The following is an 18,909-nucleotide window of genomic DNA, read 5'->3' as shown; positions in this document are numbered from 1 at the left end:
CGTCCGGTGAGTTCGGTTGTCCAACTCACGCACCCTCCCGTCACTCGGCGTCCTCCCTGATGCGCTGTGCCCCGCGCAGCCGCGCAGGGGCGGCGCGCCGGTTCTCCGCGACCTCTTCCTCGGTGGGGAGTTCGGCACCGCGCGTCAGAAGCTTGAGCCGGGGCTGATACCGCTCGGGGACGACCGGCAGACCGGGCGGTGCGGTGTTGGCGGCTCCCGCGGCGAACACCTGCTTGACCAGCCGGTCCTCCAGGGAGTGGTAGGACAGCACGGCGATCCGGCCGCCGACGGCGAGGGACTTCACGGCGGCGGGGATCGCCCTCTCCAGGACGGTGAGTTCGCCGTTGACCTCGATGCGCAGCGCCTGGAAGGTGCGCTTGGCGGGGTTGCCGCCGGTGCGCTTGGCGGCCTGCGGCAGGGAGTCGCGGATCAGCTCGACGAGCCGCGCGCTGTTGCTGAAGGGCTCCTTGTCGCGCTCGCGCACGACCGCGGACACGATCCGCTTGGCCTGCTTCTCCTCGCCGTACGCCCTGAGGATCCGGACGAGTTCGCCCGCCGGGTAGGTGTTGAGCACCTCGGCCGCGCTGATGCCTGTCGTCTGGTCCATGCGCATGTCGAGCGGGGCGTCCTGGGCGTACGCGAAGCCGCGGTCCGCCTCGTCGAGCTGCATGGAGGAGACGCCGAGGTCGAAGAGGACGCCCTGGACGCGCGGGAGGTCCAGGCGGTCGAGCACGTCGGGGAGTTCGTCGTAGACCGCGTGCACCAGGGTGGCCCGGTCGCCGAAGGGGGCGAGCCGGTCCCCGGAGAGGCGCAGCGCCTCCTTGTCGCGGTCGAGGGCGACGAGGCGGGCCTCGGGGAAGCGGGCGAGCAGGGCCTCGCTGTGGCCGCCGAGACCGAGCGTGCAGTCGACGACGACCGCTCCCGGCCTCTCCAGCGCGGGTGCCAACATGTCCAGGCATCGCTGGAGCATCACCGGGACATGTCGGCTCTGGGTCAAGGGGCCCTCTCAGGTCCGGCACGGCCCGCACGCACCGCCGGGTCCCCGCCCGCTCCGTGAAGGGGAGGCCTGCCGGCGCCGGAAGCGTCAGCCGACCGGGAGCGGGAGGAGGCCGAGCCGTACGTACGCGCCGCGCACGTGGGGAGATCCCGGCTCGTCACCGGTCCTCCGGGGGTAGCTGTCCAGCAGGGAGAGTGTCCGTCTCCCGCTTCGCGTCACTTTAGTCCACGGTCTCTCGCGGTCAACGAACCGGCCTGCGCGTCGCGGGTCTCGGCCCGGATGAAGCACCAAACCGGGTTTTTCCACCCGTACGGGTGCAGTCGATCCACCCTTGTGGGTTACCTCACAACAACGCTCATTGATGTTCTTTGTCCTCTCTCACAGCAGGCCCGGACGGCGTGTGACCACTACCGTTATAGATATGACGACTTCCGCATCCGTTCCCACTGAGTCCGGAGACGCCATATCCAACGGCGGCACCGTCACCGACCGCCTCGTCGAGGCCAACGAGCGGTACGCCGCCGCGTTCACCGATCCCGGCATGGATGCCCGTCCCGTGCTGCACGTGGCGGTCGTGGCGTGCATGGATGCCCGCCTCGACCTGCACGACGCGCTGGGCCTGGAGCTCGGCGACTGCCACACCATCCGCAACGCGGGCGGCGTGGTCACCGACGACGTGATCCGCTCCCTCACCATCAGCCAGCGCGCGCTCGGCACCCGCAGTGTCGTACTGATCCACCACACCGGCTGTGGCCTGGAGTCCCTCACCGAGGACTTCCGGCACGACCTGGAGATGGAGGTCGGCCAGCGCCCGGCATGGGCCGTGGAGGCCTTCCGGGACGTCGAACAGGACGTGCGGCAGTCCATGCAGCGGGTGCGCACCTCCCCATTCCTTCTGCATACGGACGACGTACGTGGTTTCGTGTTCGATGTGAAGACGGGCCTGCTGCGTGAGATAGACCCCACCTGACGCGAGTTGGACCCTCTCAAAGGCCCCAGGCCGTGACATATCGCGGCCAGTTATCCACAGGCGAGTGACACGAACAGGTAACGGCAACAAGAATGCGGGTGTGGCGTCACGCGGAACTATTCACGCGTGGTGTCCGTGTTTCGGGGTGGGCCGGTCCGCATCGCAGAGCGTCGGCCCGGGAAAGAACGGGCCGAGGAGGGCCGGGTGACGACCTATGACGATCGAGCGAGCCTTACAGATCTGACCGCCACTGTGGAGAGAGTCCGCAGTTCGGTGGAGGAAGTGATCGAGGGCAAGCCTGAGGTCGTGCGGCTTTCGCTGACCGTACTGCTCGCCGAGGGGCATCTTCTGATCGAGGATGTCCCCGGCGTAGGCAAGACCATGCTGGCCAAGGCACTGGCGCGGTCCATCGACTGCTCAGTGCGGCGTATTCAGTTCACGCCCGACCTGCTGCCCTCGGACATCACAGGTGTGTCCATCTGGGATCAGCAGCGCAGGGACTTCGAGTTCAAACCGGGTGCGATCTTCGCGCAGATCGTGATCGGTGACGAGATCAACCGCGCGTCGCCCAAGACACAGTCGGCGCTCCTGGAGTCCATGGAGGAGCGCCAGGTCACCATCGACGGCACGACCTACGAGCTGCCCAGCCCGTTCATGGTCGTGGCCACGCAGAACCCGGTCGAGATGGAGGGCACCTACCCGCTGCCGGAGGCGCAGCGCGACCGCTTCATGGCCCGGGTCTCCATCGGCTATCCCAGCGCGGAGGCCGAGCTGCAGATGCTGGACGTCCACGGCGGTGTGTCCCCGCTGGACGACCTCCAGCCGGTGGCGCACGCGCACGAGATCGTCAAGCTCATCGACGCGGTCCGCAGCGTCCACGTCGCCGACCCGGTGCGGCGGTACGCCGTGGACCTGGTCGCCGCCACGCGCAACCACCCGGATCTGAGACTCGGCGCCTCGCCGCGTGCCACGCTGCACCTGCTGCGCGCGGCGAAGGCGTCGGCGGCCCTCAGCGGCCGGGAGTACGCGCTGCCGGACGACATCCAGGCCCTCGCGGTGGCGGTCCTGGCCCACCGGCTGCTGCCCACCGCCCAGGCACAGTTGAACCGTCGTACGGCCGAGCAGGTCGTCCTGGAGATCCTCCAGCGCACGCCCGTGCCCGCGGCGCCCCAGTCGCCGAGCGGTCTGGCGATGGGCCGGGGCTCGTCCGCCTTCGGCCAGCAACCGCCCCGGAGGCTGTGATGACCACCGGGGGGATGCCGGCGGCGCAGGCCGAGGAGGACAAGGGCGGGCTGCGTACGGCACTCGCCGGTCTCACCACGCGCGGGCGGTCCTTCCTGGCCGCCGGCATCGCGGCCGCGATCTGCGCGTACGTCCTGGGGCAGAGCGATCTGCTCCGGGTCGGGCTGCTGCTCGCCGTGCTGCCACTGGTCTGCGCGACCGTGCTGTACCGCACGCGCTACCGGGTCGCAGGCAGCCGCCGCCTCTCCCCCGGGCGGGTGCCCTCGGGGGCCGAGGCGCGGGTCCATCTGCGGATGGACAACGTCTCGCGACTGCCCACCGGTCTGCTGATGCTCCAGGACCGGGTTCCGTACGTGCTGGGGCCGCGGCCCCGGTTCGTACTGGACCGGGTCGAGGCGGGCGGCCGTCGCGAGGTGTCCTACCGAGTGCGCTCGGACCTGCGCGGCCGCTATCCGCTGGGGCCCCTGCAGCTGCGGCTGAGCGACCCCTTCGGGATGTGCGAACTGACCCGCTCCTTCTCGACGTACGACACCCTGACCGTCATCCCGCGCGTGGAGGCGCTGCCGCCGGTGCGGCTGACGGGCGAGGCGAAGGGGTACGGGGACGGACGGCAGCGTTCGCTCGCCCTGGCCGGCGAGGACGACGTGATACCTCGCGGCTATCGCTACGGCGACGATCTGCGCCGGGTCCACTGGCGTCTGACCGCGCGCTACGGCGAGTTGATGGTGCGCCGCGAGGAGCAGCCGCAGCGGTCCCGCTGCACGGTGCTTCTCGACACCCGGGGCATCGCCTTCGACGGCGCGGGCCCCGACTCGGCCTTCGAATGGGCGGTTTCGGGCACGGCGTCCACGCTGGTGCACATGCTCGAACGGGGCTTTTCGGTACGGCTGTTGACCGACACCGGCACCTCGGTGCCCGGCGAGGGCGCCGACGGATTCGCCGGAGCCAGCCAGGAGTCCGCCGACGCCGCCGGGCTGATGATGGACACCCTCGCGGTGATCGACCACTCCGACGGTACGGGCCTGTCACGGGCGTACGACGTTCTGCGGGGTGGCAACGAGGGGCTGCTGGTGGCCTTCCTCGGCGACCTGGACGAGGAGCAGGCGACCGTGCTCGCCAAGATGCGCCAGCGCAGCGGCGGGGCCGTGGCCTTCCTGCTGGACAGTGAGGCGTGGGTGCGCGGCGCGGCCGACGAAGAGAGCGAGGAGCGGCTTCGGATGCTGCGCGAGGCGGGCTGGACCGCCCTGGCCGTGCCGCCGGGTACAAGCCTGGCCGACCTGTGGCGGGAGGCGGACCGACAGCGCAACGGGGTCGCGTCGACGGGAAGTACGGCAGGGGGCGGTGGCTCATGAGCGGGCGCGCGCGACTCGCGCTGTGCGCCGTGGCGGCGACACTGATGGCGGCCGGCGCACTGCTCCCACTGGTCGATCCGGCGACCTGGATCCTTCAGGCGGCGTTCCTGCTCGGGGTGCAGACCGCGGTGGGCGCGGCGACCCGGCGGGTGCCCCTGGCGCGGGCCGTGACGATCGCCGTACAGGCGCTCGTGACCCTGACCCTGCTCACGCTGTTCTTCGCCCGCGAGCAGGCCATCGCCGGGCTCGTGCCCGGCCCGGACGCGTTCCGCCACTTCGGGGAGCTGCTGCAGGCCGGAGGGGACGATGTCGGGCGGTACTCGATCCCGGCTCCGCTGTCCCCCGGCATCCGGCTGATGCTGGTCGGCGGAGTCGTGGTGATCGGGCTGGCGGTGGACGCCCTCGCGGTGACGTTCCGCAGCGCCGCCCCGGCCGGACTGCCGCTGCTCGCGCTGTACTCGGTCGCCGCGGGTCTCTCCGAGGGCGGTGGCGCGAGCTGGCTGTGGTTCGTGCTGGCGGCGGCCGGCTATCTGGTGCTGCTGCTTGCCGAGGGGCGTGACCGGCTCTCGCAGTGGGGCCGGGTCTTCGGCGGCGGTCCCCGGACTCCGGGGACGGACACCTCGGCGGGCGCGGTCGCGCCGATCCGCACGGGGCGGCGCATCGGTGCCGTCGCGCTCGGCATCGCCCTGGTGGTGCCGCTCGCCCTGCCCGCGCTCGACGGCGGGCTGCTGGACGGCACCGGGACCGGCGTCGGCACGGGCTCCGGAGGCGGCGGCACGATCTCCGCGGTCAACCCGCTGGTATCGCTCCGCGACAGCCTGAACGTGGACGAGGACCGCGAGGTCATGTCGTACCGCACCAACTCCGAGGAGACGCAGGACCTCTATCTGCGGATCGTCTCGCTCGACGAGTTCGACGGCACGGCCTGGAAGCCGGCCAAGCGCCATGTCCAGGACGTCCCCGAGTCGTTCCCGACACCGCCGGGCCTCAGCGACGACGTCCGGCGCACGGAGATCCAGACGAGGATCTCCGCGGCGGACTGGTACGCGCAGGACTGGCTGCCCATGCCCTACCCCGCCAGCGCGGTGGGAATCGGCGGCAAGTGGCGGTACGAACCCGTGGGCCGCACGCTCGTCGGCGACCACGGGCAGACCACGCGCGGCCAGGAGTACACGGTCAAGAGCCTGATAGTGCAGCCGACCGCGGAGCAGCTCGCCGACGCGCCGGACGCGCCCGCGGCGCTGAGGCGCGAGTTCACCAAGGTCCCCGAGTCGCTGCCTCCGGTGGTGGCGGAGACGGCACGCGCGGTCACGGTCGGCTCGGCCAACAACTACGAGCGCGCGGTCAAGCTCCAGGACTGGTTCGCCCTGGACGGCGGCTTCACCTACGACACGGAGGTGCAGGTCGGCAGTGGCTCGCAGGCGATAGCGCGCTTCCTGAGGGACAAGGAGGGCTTCTGCGTCCACTTCTCCTTCGCGATGGCCTCGATGGCTCGCACGCTGGGCATCCCGGCCCGCGTCGCGGTGGGCTTCACGCCCGGTTCACCGCAGGCCGACGGCACGAATTCGGTGGGCCTGCGGGACGCGCACGCCTGGCCCGAGCTGTACTTCGAGGGTGTGGGCTGGACGCGCTTCGAGCCGACCCCGAACCGGGGCACGGTTCCGGAGTACACCCGCACGGACACGCCGGGCACCACGCTCCCCAACCCGGACCTCCCCTCGCGCTCCTCGTCCTCGGCGCCGTCCGCCGAACCGTCGAGCAGCGAGAGCTGCACGGCGGCGGAGAAGAAGCTGGAGCAGCCCTGCGGCAGTGAGTCCCCGCAGGCGGCGTTCGGAGCGACGGACGACGGACCGCCGTGGTTCGCGATCCTCGGGTTCACCCTGGCGGGGCTCGCCGCGCTCGCGGTGCCGCTGCTGCCGATGCTGTGGCGGATGCGGGCCCGGTCCGTGCGGCTCGGCTCGCACGGGCGCACAGAGGACGACGCCGCGGCGGCCACGTTGGCGGCCTGGCAGGAGGTGACCGATACGGCGTGGGACTTCGGTATCGCGCCGGACGACTCCCAGACGCCCCGCAAGGCGGCGGCACGGATCGTCCGCATCGGCCATCTCGATCCGGAGGCCGCGGCCTCCGTCCACCGGATCGCCGACGCGGTGGAGCAGGTCCTGTACGCGCCACGGCCCCGGCCGACCGCGGGTCTCGCCGATGACGTACGCCGGATGACCGCGGGCCTGCAGGCCACGGTCAGCCGCGGTACACGTCTGCGCGCACTGCTCGCACCGCGCTCGGCCGTACGGGTGGCGTGGGCGGCGTCCGAGGGCTGGATCGCGCTGAAGTCCCGGGCCATGGCCCGCTGGACGGCAGCCGTGCATCGCGCGTCGCGACGTCCGTCGGAGCAGAGCAGCGGCTGAGGCCGTCCGGCTCAGGAAGCCGGAAGGGGGTGCCCACCCGGGTCGGGTGGGCACCCCCTTCGCTTCGCTGTGCGGCTTCCGTTTCGCGTGCTCTTTTCCTTTGCTGCCGGGTCGGCGGGATGCAGCTCTGGATACGGCTCGGCCCGCCTCGTTCTCCCTCTCAGCGAGCGGGGCCGGGGCTGGAGTCGGGGCCCTGAGTCTCGGCCGGCCCCGCGGCTGGGCACGCCGAAGGGGCGGCCACCCCAAGGTGGTCACCCCTTACGTGTGTGCGTCTGTCGGCCCGGGCCCGGAGGCTACTGGCCGCCTTCGTCACGGCGCTTCTGCCAGCGCTGTTCGATGCGATCCATCATGGAGCGCCGCTGCCGACCCTGACGACGGGCCTGCGGAGCGCCCGGCGCACTCGGCGCACCCGCGGCGGGCTGTTCGCCCGGCTTGGGGGCCTTGCGCCAACCGGTGACGGCGAGCACCGCGCAGCCCAGCATGACGAGAAAACCCACCACGCTGACCCAGATCTGCTGTGCGACCATTCCGGCCATGAGGAGCGCAATACCTACGAGGAAGCCGGCGACCGCCTGGTAGACCCGTCGCCGGGTGTACGTACGCAGCCCGCTTCCCTCAAGCGCTGTCGCGAACTTGGGATCTTCGGCGTACAGCGCTCGCTCCATCTGCTCGAGCATTCGCTGCTCGTGCTCCGAGAGCGGCACGGCGTCCTCCTCATCGTGCAGTCGCCGGGGCGACCGGGGGTCCCCTTCAGGATAGGCAGGGAATCGCCCCCGTGAAACCCGCCCCTCTGCGCCAATTCGCCAACCGGAACCCGCCATGGCGTTCCGATCCACTGAGGCGTAGATTCCCCAGCGACCGGCCCGTCATGCCGGACGGTCTCCCTCGATCATACGGCTCCGAGCGCCCGATCGGGGGGCCTGTGGCGTACTCCATCTGCCGTCGCGCCCCTGATCAGCGGCGCGCCTCCACAGCTCCCTCACGGGAGGCGGCTCAGGTCTCGGTGGACTCCACGGTCTCACCGAGCACATGGAGCTGCGTCGCCACGGAGTGGAAGGCGGCAAGTTCGGCCGCCGCGGCCTCCAGCTTGAGCAGGGCGTCCAGGGCCCCCGGTTCGGTGTCCACGAGGACGCCGGGCACCAGGTCCGCGAAGATCCGCACGCCGTGCACGGCACCGACGCGCAGGCCCGCGCCCTCGACCAGACCGGTGAGCTGGTCGGCCGTGAAGCGGCGGGGTACGGGATCACCCTCGCCCCAGCGGCCGTCCGGGTCACCGAGGGCGTGCCGGGCCTCCGTGAAGTGGCCGGCGAGGGCGCGAGCGAGCACCGCACCGCCGAGACCGGCGGCGAGCAGGCTGAGCACACCCTCGGGGCGCAGCGCCCCGACCGCGTTGCGAAGGCCCTCGGCGGGGTCGTCCACGTACTCCAGTACGCCGTGGCAGAGCACCGCGTCGTAGCCGCCGCGCTCGACGACGTCGAAGAGGCCGTGGGCGTCGCCCTGGACGCCCTGGACGCGGTCGGCGACGCCGGCCTCGGCGGCCCGGCGCTCCAGCGCGAACAGCGCGTTCGGGCTGGGGTCCACGACGGTGACGCGGTGGCCGAGGCGGGCGACGGGCACCGCGAAGTTGCCACTGCCGCCTCCTGTGTCGAGGACGTCCAGCGACTCCCGGCCCGCGGCCTTGACCCGGCGGTCGAGGGCGTCCTTCAGAACGTCCCAGACCACGGCGGTACGGAGAGAGGCGCGGGGGCGGGAGGGGTCGGAGCGCAGCGACGCCGGCTGAGGGCGGTGGGGGGAGACGGGCGGGCGCATCGGGTCCGACACGGCAGTTGACTCCTCGGCACGGCCGCCGCCCTTGCGTACGGCGGAGCGATGGGGACAGCTCCCCCGCCCTGTTCGGCGCCGGGGAGATGCAGGCGTCCCCAACCCTATTGCCTCGCGCCCCGCCGCCGGCCCTCCGTCTCGCGCGCCGGACGCCGCCCGCCCGGCCGGACGAACCGGCGGACCTGCCCGGCACCGAACCTCACGGCGGACAGCCGCGCCGCACCGGACAAGAGAGTTGCACTGGACGGCCTGGGCGGCCCTCCGCGCCCCCACACCGCCCCGCGACCCGGCACCACAGCCGGCCCGCCCCCGTCGCCCCACAGGCCCGCGCAGGCGGTCTCCGGCGGCTCCTGGCGACACCTCGGCGGCGGCCCCAACGCCGCTCATCCCGCGTCAGGCACGTCCGGTGCCTCCTGGCCGGGCTCCGGGTCGGCCTCCTGCCGTGGCTGTGGCAGGACCGGCTGGAGCACCAGCATGCGCTCGACGAGGCGGAGGAACATCGCCACGTCGCGCAGAAGGTCGTCGGCGTCGCGGGGTGTCGCCGCGCCCTGGATGCCGGCCTCCGCGCGGGCGCGGCGGCGGGCACCGGCGGCGAACAGGGCGCTCCACTCGGCGAGTTCGGGCGCTATCTCGGGAAGCACTTCCCAGGCACTCCGGATCTTGGCCCGGCGCCTCGCGCTGGGCTCCGGCCGCCCGCGGGCGGCGAGCACGGCGGCGGCGGTGCGCAGGGCGGCGAGGTGGGCCGTCGCATACCGCTCGTTCGGCGTTTCCAGCAGGGCCGCCTCGTCGAGTCCGGCACGGGCCTGGGCGAGCAGGTCGAGGGCGGCGGGCGGGGCCGTGGCCCGGCGGAGCACGGGGTGCACGTCGCTCGCCGGACCGGTCAGTGAGGGGGCAGGGCCGGTGGCGCGTCGCCGACGGGCGGCGGCTGCGTGGTAGGTGGCCATGACGAACCTCCTGTCGTCTGTGTGACGGCTCTGTGGCCGTATGTGTCCATCGTGAGGTATGCCACTGACAATCCGTTCTGACCTGGACTTTTGCTTCGATCACAGGTTCGGTATAGCTTTTGCACTGACCAGTCAGTTCAAAAACCCGGTCGGCTCAAGGGCCCGGAGGGTGGGGGAAGTTGTGGACGGTCCGCACGGACTCGGCGTAAGGGCCAAGGACTTCGGGCTCAAGGGGCCCCGCGGGTGGGCGTTCCGCGGTATCGGCATCGATGCGGAGCCCGGCTCGCTGATCGCGATCGAGGGGCCGTCGGGCTCGGGGCGTACGTGTCTGCTGCTCGCGCTCACCGGGCGGATGAAGCCCACCGAGGGGCAGGCGCGGGTCGGGCAGTCGGAGCTGCCGAAGCAGATGGCGGCCGTCCGCCGGTTCAGCGCGCTGGCCCACGTGCCCGGTGTCACCGACCTGGAGCCCGCCCTGTCCGTCGCCGAGCACCTGCGGGAACGGGCCCTGCTCCAGCGGCGGTTCGGCGGTTCCGTACGCGGGCTGCTGCGGCCGCGCTCGGAGCGGGTGACGGAGGCGCGGCTGCGCGTCGACAGCGCACTGGCCGCCGCCGGGCTCGACCGGGAGGCTCTGCCCAAGGGGTCCCGGACCGCGGTGCGGGACCTGGAACGCCTCGAAGCGCTGCGGCTGTCCGTGGCGCTCGCCCTGATCGGCCGTCCCCGGCTGCTGGGCATCGACGACACGGACCTGAAGCTCTCCGAGGCCGAACGGGCCGAGGTCTGGGCGCTGTTGCGCTCCCTGGCCGAGGCCGGGACCACGGTCGTGGCGGTGTGCAGCGAAGCGCCCGATGACGCGGTCGTGGTGTCCACGAGATCCGCCGACGGACCGGCCCACCGAGACCACCGAGAAGGCCGGAAGGTCCAGAAGGACCGGCAGGACCCGGACGACCAGGAAGACAAGGAGACCACGGATGCGCTCGCCGAAGCTGGCCGCGCTTGAGCTCAGGCGCTTCGGCAGGGGAAGGCTCCCGCGCGCGGCCCTGGTCGCGCTCCTGCTGCTGCCCCTGCTGTACGGCGCCCTCTACCTGTGGTCGTTCTGGGACCCGTACGGCCGTCTCGACCGCATCCCCGTGGCGCTCGTGAACGACGACAAGGGGGCGACGGCGGCCGACAAGAAGATCGTGATGGGCGACGAGATCACCAAGGGGCTGCGCGAGAGCAAGACCTTCGAGTGGCACGAGGTGAGCGCCGCCGAGGCCCGCGAGGGCGTCGAGGACGGCAGTTACTACCTGTCGCTGACCATGCCGTCCGACTTCAGCAGGCGGATCGCCTCCAGTTCGGGCGACTCACCGGAGACGGGCGCACTCCAGGTGCGTACGAACGACGCGAACAACTACATCGTCGGGCAGATCTCGCGGACGGTCTTCGCGGAGGTGCGTACGGCCGCCTCGACCAAGGCGTCACGGTCGTTCCTCGACAAGATCTTCGTCTCGTTCTCCGACATCCACGGGAAGACCGAGAAGGCCGCGAAGGGGGCCGACACGCTCAAGGGCGGGATCGGGAAGGCCAAGAAGGGCTCGAAGGACCTCGCGGACGGCCTGAAGGACGCGGAGACGGGCAGCGGCAAGCTCTCCGCCGGCCTGAAGAAGCTCGACAAGGGCGCGGGCGACCTCGAGGACGGTTCACGGCAGGTCTCGGAGGGGACGCAGACGCTCGCGGACAGGGTCAACGGCGTCGCGGACAAGGTGGGGCCCTTCCTGAAGGGCAACGAGAAGGAGATCGGCGACACGGCCCAGCTCGTCGCGGACTCCGCCTCGGCCATCCGCCGCAACCTCGACACGCTGGTGAAGACGGCCCCGACGGCGGCCAAGGACGCCCACACGGCCTCCGACACGCTGAACGGCGTCTACAAGGCACGCTGCGAGACCCTGCCGCTGCCCGACGCCGCCTGTCCCGAGCTGAAGAAGGCGAAGGAGGCCGCCGCCGACGTGGCGAAGGTCGCCGACGACGTCAACACGCTGGTGACCGGCCAGGACGGCGACCTGGACACGCTCGACAAGCATCTGGCCACCCTGGAGAAGCAGGCCCAGGCACTGGCCGACCGCTCGCCGCACCTCTCCGAGGACCTCGCCACGACCGTCTCCAAGGTCAACGCGCTCAACAAGGGGGCCGGAAAGGTCGCCAAGGGGGCCAGGACGCTGCACACGGGGCTCGGCACGGCCAAGTCCGGCGCGGCCGACCTGGACACCGGTGTCGGCGAACTCAGTACGGGAGCGGGCGACCTCGAAGGGGGCATGTACAAGCTCGTCGACGGCTCGGGCAAGCTCGCCGGCGGACTGCACGACGGCGCCGGCCGGATCCCCGACTACGACAAGAGCGACCGTGACCGGCGCACCGAGGTCATGGCCGACCCCGTACAGCTCGCTTCGAAGGACCTGCACAAGGCGCCCAACTACGGCACCGGTTTCGCCCCGTACTTCATTCCGCTCTCCCTGTGGGTGGGCGCGATGGTGGCCTACATGCTGATTCCGCCGCTCAACCGGCGCGCGCTCGCGGCGGGCTCCTCCGCCTGGCGCATCACGCTGGCGGGCTGGCTGCCGGTGGCCGCCCTGGGGGCGCTCCAGACGGTCGCGCTGATGTCCGTGCTGCACTGGGGGATCGGCCTGGAAATGGCGCGGACGGCCGGGACTGTGGGCTTCCTGTTCCTGGTGACGGCCTGCTTCGCGGCGATCGTGCAGTGGCTGAACGCCCGCTTCGGAGCGGCCGGCCGGATCCTCGTCCTCGCCTTCCTGATGCTGCAGCTGACGTCGGCGGGCGGCACGTATCCCGTGCAGACCAGTCCGGGGTTCTTCAACGCGATCCACCCCTTCATGCCGATGAGTTACGTCGTAGACGCCCTCAGGAGGCTCATCACGGGCGGTGGTCTTGGGCCGGTCTGGCAGGCGTGCGCAGTGCTCGCCGCGTTCACCGCCGGTGCCCTCGCGCTCACCGCGGTGTCCGCGCGGCGACGGCAGGTATGGACCCTCGACCGGCTGCACCCGGAGCTGAGCCTGTGACAATCGGGGCCATGGAAAGCAGCAGGACGGTGGACAGCGGCGGCGGCCGGAGACAGGCGACCCGGCAGAAGCTCTACGAGGCGGCGGTGACCCTCATCGCGGAACAGGGCTTCTCGGCCACGACGGTCGACGAGATCGCCGAACGAGCCGGCGTGGCCAAGGGCACCGTCTACTACAACTTCGCGAGCAAGTCCGTCCTCTTCGAAGAGCTCCTCCGGCACGGAGTGGGACTCCTCACCGCCTCCCTCCGGGAGGCGTCGGAGAGGACCGCCCGGGACGGCGGCAGCAAGGTCGACGCACTGGACGCGATGATCCGGGCGGGCCTCGTCTTCATCGACCGCTACCCGGCCTTCACCCAGCTGTACGTGGCGGAGCTGTGGCGCACCAACCGGGCCTGGCAGTCCACCCTGATGGTGGTCCGTCAGGAGGCCGTCGCGGTCGTCGAGAACGTCCTGCGCGACGGGATCGCGAACGGCGAGCTGAGCGACGAGATCGACACCCCGCTGACGGCGTCGGCGCTGGTCGGCATGGTGCTGGTGGCAGCCCTGGACTGGCAGGCGTTCCAGCCTGAACGCTCCCTGGACGACGTCCACTCGGCGCTGTCCCGGCTGCTCCAGGGAAGGGTCAGCGGGGACGGGCTCGGACACAAGTGAAGCGCCGGTCCGAAGTGGCCGCGTCCCCCGCGGGCCACGCCGGACCGGCGCCCCTTTTTGTACTCCCCCGTGTTTCCCCGTACTCCCCCGTTGGTTTCCCCCGTTGCGGTCTCCCCCGGGTCCCCCCGTGTCTCGCTCCCGCCGAGTTTCTCGGCGGAAGGAGCGGACAAGGGCGCTGCACCGTTCCGCCGCCCCGTGTCGGCGGTACCGGAGCCGCGCCCCTTTCCGTGCCTCCACTCTCTCGTTCGCGCAGGTCGGCACCCATCCGCGCGCGTACTCAACTCACTCCCTAGGTACGGATACTCAGCCGTACGCACTCATGCCCAGGACGCGCCGTTGCCGACTGGTTACGATCGCCTCCGTGTCCGTACTCCCCCTGGTCTTCACCAGCGGCTGGGCCAGCGGCGTCAACGCGTACGCGGTGGTGCTGCTCCTCGGCCTCTTCGGCGCGACCGGGCTGACCGACGAGGTCCCCGAGTCGCTGCAGCGCCCCGAGGTCCTCATCGCGGCGGGAGTCCTGTTCGCCTGCGAGGCCGTCGCCGACAAGATCCCGTACGTGGACTCGGTCTGGGACAGCGTCCACACCGTGATCCGCCCGGTGTCCGGGGCCGTCGTCGCGGCGCTCCTTGCCGGGCAGAGCGGTTCGCTGTCCGAGCTGGCGGCCGGCGCGATCGGCGGCTCGTCGGCGCTGGCCAGCCACGTCGTCAAGGCCGGGACGCGGATGGCGGTCAACACCTCGCCGGAGCCGTTCAGCAACTTCGTGCTGAGCACCGCCGAGGATCTCGGGGTCGCCGGGATCATCACCTTCGCGATGTTCAACCCGCAGGCCGCGGCGATCATCGCGGGCGTCCTGCTGGTGGCCGGTCTGGTGGTGCTCTACTTCCTGGTCTCGCGGATCAGACGGTTCCTGCGCCGCAGGGCCCAGCGCCGCGAGGAGAAACGGCTCGCGGAACGGGTGGGGCGACCACCCGGCTGACCGGCGGCCGGCCTGGCGACCGTGCCCGGCCCTCAGCGACGCCTGGTCGGCCCCAGCGGTTACTGGGGCCCGGCCGCCCGTGAGCGGTCGCGCCCCCCTTGGCCGACCGAAGCGACGCACCCTTGCCGCACAGGGCCGGAGACGGACTGTCAGTGGCGGCCGATAAAGTCCCTGGCATGGCACGAATTGCGGTGATCGGCGCAGGCATGGGCGCGATGGCGGCCGCCGCCCGGCTGGCCGTCGCGGGCCACCGGGTGGTGGTGTACGAGCGCACGGCGACGTACGGCGGGGCGGTGGGCCGCTTCGAGCGCGACGGCTTCGCCTTCGACACCGGCCCGGGGCTGCTCCAGCTGCCCGCGGTCTACCGCGACCTGTTCGTCAAGACGGGCAAGGAGCCCTTGGAGGCCTGCGTCGACCTGGTCCAGGTCGACCCGGCGGCACGGCACGTCTTCGCCGACGGCACGGAGGTCTCGCTGCCCAACGCCTCCCGCGCGGGGGTCGTCTCGGCCCTGGACGAGGCCCTGGGGGCAGGCGCGGGCGAGCGTTGGGGCGACTTCCTGGTCCGGGCGCGCGAGGCCTGGGACCGGACGCGGCGCCCGCTCCTGGAGGAGCCGCTGTGGCCCAACTGGCAGGTGCTGGCCGAGCGCGAGCCCTACCCCGCGCTGCGGCAGCGCCGACTGCTGCGCACCCGCACGGCACGCACCCTCGCGGAGGTCGGCGCGTGGGAGCTGGCCGACCCCCGCCTCTCAGCCCTCCTGGAGAGCCACGCGCTCGCGTACGGCCTCGACCCGCACACCGCCCCGGCGAGCGCGGCGGTCCTGCCGTACATGGAGCATGCCTTCGGCACCTGGTATCTGCGCGGCGGAATCCGGGAGTTGGCGCGCGCGGTGTACGAGCGGTGTGTGGCCCGCCGGGTGGAGTTCGTCTTCGACGCCGAGATCGTCTCGGTCACCGAGAAGGACGGCCGGGCGGCGGGCGTGGAGCTGCGCGACGGGACCGTCGCCGAGGCGGACTTCGTCGTGGGCGGCCCGCCGGAGCTGCTGGAGGCCCTGACGGGTCGCGACAGCCTGTACGAGGGTGACGCGCCCGAGTCGCATGCCGGGTCCCTGACCTGCGGCAAGGTCGTGGTCTGTCTCGCGCTGCGCGGCGGGCGCGAGCCCGGCGCCGTACACCGCACGGTGGTTCACACGACGGACCCTGCCGACGAGCGGAACGTCTTCGGGGCCGGGAGGCCGGCGGAGCGGCCCACCGTGTGGGTGGACCGGCCCGACGACGCGCTGCTGCGTCCGGACGACGACCACGAGTCCGTGGTCCTCACGGCGACGGTGCCGTCCCTGGCACACCACGACTGGACCGCCGAGGGTGCCGCCGACGCCTTCGCCGACCGCATGGTCGCGGCCGCCGAGCGGGCCGTACCGGGCCTGCGCGAGCGCGTGCTGTGGCGCGAGGTCCGCACCCCGGTGGACACCGAGCGGGAGACCGGTGCCGGGGGCGGCGCCGTGCCGGCTCCCGCGCTGGCCGGTGTGGGCGGCACGCTGCTGCGGCCGGCCAACAGCACCCGCGTGCCGGGCCTGTTCACGGTGGGCGGCTGGGCGCACCCCGGCGGCGGGCTGCCGCACGCGGGCATGTCGGGCGCGCTGGTGGCCGGACTCGTCGTGGAGGGGCCGGACTTCCGGGGCTCGCAGTGAGGGACAGTGACGGGGCGACGACCGGGGCGCGTTGAGCCCCGGCCGGCACCGGCTCACTCAGAACCGGTACTGCTCGCCGTACCCGCCGCCCTGCTGTCCGTTGCCGCCATTGGTGGCGTTCCCGTTGTCGTCGTACGGATACGGCTGCTCCGGCGGGAGTTCGCCGCCGTACGGGTCCTCGGTGTTGCGCTGCTGCGGCACCCAGACCCCGCCGGCCGGGGTCTCACCGCCGTAGCCGCCGTTGGTGGCGTACGGGTCCTGGGTGTAGCCCTGCTGCGCGTACTGCTGCTGCGAGGCGTCGTAGGGCTGGCCGTATGACGCGGCGTCATAGGCCTGCGTGCCGACGTACGGGTCGGAGTAGGCGGCGTACTGCTGCTGCCCGGCGTCGTAGCCGTACTGCTGCTGGTCGTAGCCGGAGTACCCGTCGTACCCGTAGTTCTGGCCGAGCGGGTCCTGGCCCTGCTGTCCCTGGGCCTGAGCGGCGGCCGCGTACGCCGGGTCGGTGGCTGCTGCGTAGGCGGCGTCGCTGTAGACGCCGTACTGACCCGTGTCGTCGGGGAGCGGCTGCGGTTCGTACACGGAGGTCGACTCGGCGGCGGACTCGGGGCGCTGCCCGAAGACCGAGTCGTCACGCCCGTAGGGGTCGTCCTGGCCGTAGCCCTGGCTGGGAAACGTCGTGGTCTCCGCTGCGTGGAGGTCGGAGACCTCCAGCGTCGGGTCCTTGCGCTCCTCGCCGCGGCGGCGCTTGCTGGAGCCCGGGCGGACGCCGCCGAGGCCGTTGACGGCCCAGCCGGAGGCGAACCCGCTGCGGAACGAGAGCGTGACGTACGTCTGCCCGACGGCGAAGGCCGCGGCACCCAGGCCGATGACCAGCACGTTCGGAATCAGGACACCGAGGACCACTCCGAGGAAGCCGGCGAAGGCCAGCAGCCGCCAGCGCAGCCGCGCCTTGTACTGCAGCAGTACCTCGCCGAGCAGCCATAGCGCGACGATGCCGAATGCGATGTAGAGGACCGTCCAGCCCATGTACGCCCCTCTCCCAGGTGACCGCTACGCAGTGTGTCGTACGACGATGCGACCGGTCTAGGCCTGCTGCGGGTGATGCAGGCCCAGGTTCTCGTAGATTTCCAGCGTCGCGGTGGAGTTGTTCAGCGTAATGAAATGCAGTCCGGGGACTCCCTCGGCCAGCAGCCTCGCGCAGAACTCCGTGGCGAACTCGATGCCAATGGAGCGTACAGCCGCCGGATCGTCCTTGGCTGTGAGGATCCGCTCTTTGAGGGCGTCGGGGAACGAGGCATTGCTGAGCTTGGGCAACCGTTCCAGCATCTTCACGCTGGTCACCGGCATGACCTCGGGGATGACCGGGGTCTCGCAGCCCGCCGAGTCGACCCGGTCACGCAGCCGCAGATAGGACTCCGGCTGGAAGAACATCTGCGTGATCGCGTAGTCCGCGCCGGCCCGGCACTTGTCGACGAAGTGCGCGACGTCACGGTCCCAGTCGGCCGAGCGCGGGTGCATCTCGGGGAAGGCCGCGACGCCCACGCAGAAGTCACCGGACTCCTTGATGAGCCGGACGAGTTCGGCCGCGTAGGTCAGGCCCTGGGGGTGTGCCACCCAGTCGGCCATCGGGTCGCCGGGCGGGTCGCCGCGCACGGCGAGCATGTTGCGGATCCCGGCGTCCGCGAACTGGCCGATGATGTTGCGCAGCTCGGCGATGGAGTGGTTGACCGCGGTGAGGTGGGCGACCGGGGTCAGGGTCGTGTCGGCGACGATCTGCTGGGTCTCCTTGACCGTGCCCGCCCGGGTCGAACCGCCCGCGCCGTACGTCACCGACACGAAGTCGGGGGCCACGGCCTCGACCCGGCGCAGCGCGTTCCACAGGTTCCGCTCACCCTTGGGGGTCTTCGGCGCGGAGAACTCGAACGAGTACGTCGCCTTGCCGGTCGCGAGCATGTCACGCACAGTGCGCGCGCGGTCAGTCCTGGTGGAAGCAGATCCGAGGGCCATACCCGCAGGTTAGTCAGGGGGCGACGGTCCCCCAACCGGATCCAGGAAATTTGCCCGGTTTGTCGATTTGTTGTCCACCACTCGGACAACCGCGGCGCTGCGACACCTACGCGTGGCGCAGGCGCTTCGCGAACTCCGCCGCCGCGGCGCCCGGATCGTCGGCCTCGGTGATCGCCCGTACGACGACCACACGGCGGGCACCCGCTTCGAGCACCTCGTCGAGGTTGCCGAGGTCGATGCCGCCGATGGCGAACCAGGGGCGGTCCGTGGCGAGTGCGGCCGTGTACCGGACCAGTTCGAGGCCCGGCGCGTGGCGGCCGGGCTTGGTGGGGGTCGGCCAGCAGGGGCCGGTGCAGAAGTAGTCCACGCCCTCCTGGACGGCGGCGGCAGCGGCCTCCGGACCGGCGTGCGTGGAGCGGCCGATCAGGACGTCGTCACCGAGGATCGCCCGGGCGGCGGGCACCGGAAGGTCGCCCTGGCCCAGGTGCAGCACGTCGGCGCCCATGGCGTGGGCGACGTCCGCCCGGTCGTTCACCGCGAGCAGCCTGCCGTGCCGGCGGCAGGCGTCCGCGAGGACGGCGAGGTGCTCCAGCTCCTCGGCCGCCTCCATGCCCTTGTCCCGCAGCTGCACGATGTCCACGCCGTTCGCCAGGACCGCGTCCAGGAAGTCGGCGAGGTCGCCCTGGCGCTTACGGGCGTCCGTGCAGAGGTACACCCGGGCGTCGGCGAGCTGGGCGCGTGCGGTGGATTCGGGCATGCGTGGGTCCCCCGTGTCGTGTCGGTGGCGTACGGGCCGTA

16 protein-coding genes are annotated in these 18,909 nt (G+C 71.8%); 9 read left to right on the top strand and 7 right to left on the bottom strand.

The features are described 5' to 3' along the window. Nucleotides 1-40 precede the first annotated feature (40 nt). Nucleotides 41-997 carry a 16S rRNA (cytosine(1402)-N(4))-methyltransferase RsmH gene (rsmH, locus tag OG718_RS38650; protein WP_143637859.1) on the bottom strand — a complete coding sequence of 319 codons (957 nt, stop codon included), beginning with the start codon at nucleotides 995-997 and terminating at the stop codon, nucleotides 41-43. Between the two features lie 421 nt (nucleotides 998-1,418). On the opposite strand from rsmH, the gene OG718_RS38645 reads away from it, so the two are divergent. From OG718_RS38645 to OG718_RS38630, 4 genes are all read left to right on the top strand, one after another. After that, nucleotides 1,419-1,967 (top strand): beta-class carbonic anhydrase, encoded by a 549-nt coding sequence (locus OG718_RS38645; RefSeq protein ID WP_306940483.1) that lies wholly within the window; start codon nucleotides 1,419-1,421, stop codon nucleotides 1,965-1,967. A gap of 204 nt (nucleotides 1,968-2,171) precedes the next feature. Next, entirely contained in the window at nucleotides 2,172-3,209 is a 1,038-nt protein-coding gene (locus tag OG718_RS38640) for an AAA family ATPase (protein ID WP_143637863.1), read from the top strand. Next, complete coding sequence (locus tag OG718_RS38635) at nucleotides 3,209-4,561, top strand: DUF58 domain-containing protein (RefSeq protein WP_143637865.1); 1,353 nt, start codon at nucleotides 3,209-3,211, stop codon at nucleotides 4,559-4,561. Before OG718_RS38640 ends, OG718_RS38635 begins: the two co-directional genes overlap by 1 nt. Then, the gene (locus tag OG718_RS38630) at nucleotides 4,558-6,969 is read left to right on the top strand and encodes a transglutaminase TgpA family protein (protein ID WP_328846385.1); all 2,412 of its coding nucleotides are present in this window, start codon (nucleotides 4,558-4,560) and stop codon (nucleotides 6,967-6,969) included. The genes OG718_RS38635 and OG718_RS38630 overlap by 4 nt, the downstream gene beginning before the upstream one ends. A gap of 293 nt (nucleotides 6,970-7,262) precedes the next feature. Here the strand turns inward: OG718_RS38630 and OG718_RS38625 are convergent, their stop codons facing one another. From OG718_RS38625 to OG718_RS38615, 3 genes are all read right to left on the bottom strand, one after another. Then, nucleotides 7,263-7,673 (bottom strand): DUF3040 domain-containing protein, encoded by a 411-nt coding sequence (locus OG718_RS38625; protein WP_143637869.1) that lies wholly within the window; start codon nucleotides 7,671-7,673, stop codon nucleotides 7,263-7,265. Nucleotides 7,674-7,962: 289 nt separating this feature from the next. Further along, nucleotides 7,963-8,790 (bottom strand): class I SAM-dependent methyltransferase, encoded by an 828-nt coding sequence (locus OG718_RS38620; RefSeq protein ID WP_186001185.1) that lies wholly within the window; start codon nucleotides 8,788-8,790, stop codon nucleotides 7,963-7,965. A 383-nt stretch (nucleotides 8,791-9,173) separates the two neighbouring features. Beyond that, nucleotides 9,174-9,734 carry an SAV_6107 family HEPN domain-containing protein gene (locus OG718_RS38615; protein ID WP_306940481.1) on the bottom strand — a complete coding sequence of 187 codons (561 nt, stop codon included), beginning with the start codon at nucleotides 9,732-9,734 and terminating at the stop codon, nucleotides 9,174-9,176. A gap of 181 nt (nucleotides 9,735-9,915) precedes the next feature. Between OG718_RS38615 and OG718_RS38610 the strand changes: the two genes are divergently transcribed. The 5 genes from OG718_RS38610 (at nucleotide 9,916) to OG718_RS38590 (ending at nucleotide 16,104) form a co-directional block, all read left to right on the top strand. Then, a complete protein-coding gene (locus tag OG718_RS38610) occupies nucleotides 9,916-10,731 on the top strand; it encodes an ATP-binding cassette domain-containing protein (protein WP_328847908.1) in 816 nt (271 codons plus the stop codon). Further along, nucleotides 10,703-12,787, top strand: a complete 2,085-nt coding sequence (locus OG718_RS38605) for a YhgE/Pip domain-containing protein (RefSeq protein WP_328846384.1) — start codon at nucleotides 10,703-10,705, stop codon at nucleotides 12,785-12,787. The genes OG718_RS38610 and OG718_RS38605 overlap by 29 nt, the downstream gene beginning before the upstream one ends. 11 nt (nucleotides 12,788-12,798) lie before the next feature. After that, nucleotides 12,799-13,440: a TetR/AcrR family transcriptional regulator gene (locus OG718_RS38600; RefSeq protein WP_143637877.1), complete on the top strand. Its 642-nt coding sequence runs from the start codon at nucleotides 12,799-12,801 to the stop codon at nucleotides 13,438-13,440. Nucleotides 13,441-13,801: 361 nt separating this feature from the next. After that, nucleotides 13,802-14,416, top strand: coding sequence for a DUF4126 domain-containing protein (locus OG718_RS38595; RefSeq protein WP_143637879.1), 615 nt, complete (start codon nucleotides 13,802-13,804; stop codon nucleotides 14,414-14,416). A 176-nt stretch (nucleotides 14,417-14,592) separates the two neighbouring features. Beyond that, nucleotides 14,593-16,104, top strand: a complete 1,512-nt coding sequence (locus tag OG718_RS38590; protein WP_328846383.1) for a phytoene desaturase family protein — start codon at nucleotides 14,593-14,595, stop codon at nucleotides 16,102-16,104. Between the two features lie 57 nt (nucleotides 16,105-16,161). On the opposite strand, the gene OG718_RS38585 is transcribed toward OG718_RS38590, so the two are convergent. The 3 genes from OG718_RS38585 to thiE all read right to left on the bottom strand — a co-directional run bounded on the left by OG718_RS38585 (nucleotide 16,162) and on the right by thiE (nucleotide 18,868). Beyond that, entirely contained in the window at nucleotides 16,162-17,130 is a 969-nt protein-coding gene (locus OG718_RS38585; protein ID WP_143637884.1) for an SCO2102 family sporulation regulator, read from the bottom strand. Between the two features lie 57 nt (nucleotides 17,131-17,187). Further along, entirely contained in the window at nucleotides 17,188-18,111 is a 924-nt protein-coding gene (gene metF / locus OG718_RS38580) for a methylenetetrahydrofolate reductase [NAD(P)H] (protein WP_143637886.1), read from the bottom strand. Between the two features lie 106 nt (nucleotides 18,112-18,217). Then, nucleotides 18,218-18,868 carry a thiamine phosphate synthase gene (thiE, locus tag OG718_RS38575; RefSeq protein ID WP_143637888.1) on the bottom strand — a complete coding sequence of 217 codons (651 nt, stop codon included), beginning with the start codon at nucleotides 18,866-18,868 and terminating at the stop codon, nucleotides 18,218-18,220. Between the last annotated feature and the right edge of the window lie 41 nt (nucleotides 18,869-18,909).

The organism is Streptomyces sp. NBC_00258 (assembly GCF_036182465.1).
Lineage (GTDB): Bacteria > Actinomycetota > Actinomycetes > Streptomycetales > Streptomycetaceae > Streptomyces.
The sequence above is the reverse complement of the archived record's forward strand: the minus strand, read 5'-3'. Positions and strand labels throughout refer to the sequence as shown.

Coding starts and splice junctions, on each gene's coding strand:
- OG718_RS38605 (WP_328846384.1), top strand. CDS start 10,703: ATGCGCTCGCCGAAGCTGGCCGCGCTTGAGCTCAGGCGCTTCGGCAGG.
- OG718_RS38585 (WP_143637884.1), bottom strand. CDS start 17,130: ATGGGCTGGACGGTCCTCTACATCGCATTCGGCATCGTCGCGCTATGG.
- thiE (WP_143637888.1), bottom strand. CDS start 18,868: ATGCCCGAATCCACCGCACGCGCCCAGCTCGCCGACGCCCGGGTGTAC.
- OG718_RS38630 (WP_328846385.1), top strand. CDS start 4,558: ATGAGCGGGCGCGCGCGACTCGCGCTGTGCGCCGTGGCGGCGACACTG.
- OG718_RS38590 (WP_328846383.1), top strand. CDS start 14,593: ATGGCACGAATTGCGGTGATCGGCGCAGGCATGGGCGCGATGGCGGCC.
- OG718_RS38615 (WP_306940481.1), bottom strand. CDS start 9,734: ATGGCCACCTACCACGCAGCCGCCGCCCGTCGGCGACGCGCCACCGGC.
- OG718_RS38635 (WP_143637865.1), top strand. CDS start 3,209: ATGACCACCGGGGGGATGCCGGCGGCGCAGGCCGAGGAGGACAAGGGC.
- OG718_RS38600 (WP_143637877.1), top strand. CDS start 12,799: ATGGAAAGCAGCAGGACGGTGGACAGCGGCGGCGGCCGGAGACAGGCG.
- OG718_RS38645 (WP_306940483.1), top strand. CDS start 1,419: ATGACGACTTCCGCATCCGTTCCCACTGAGTCCGGAGACGCCATATCC.
- metF (WP_143637886.1), bottom strand. CDS start 18,111: ATGGCCCTCGGATCTGCTTCCACCAGGACTGACCGCGCGCGCACTGTG.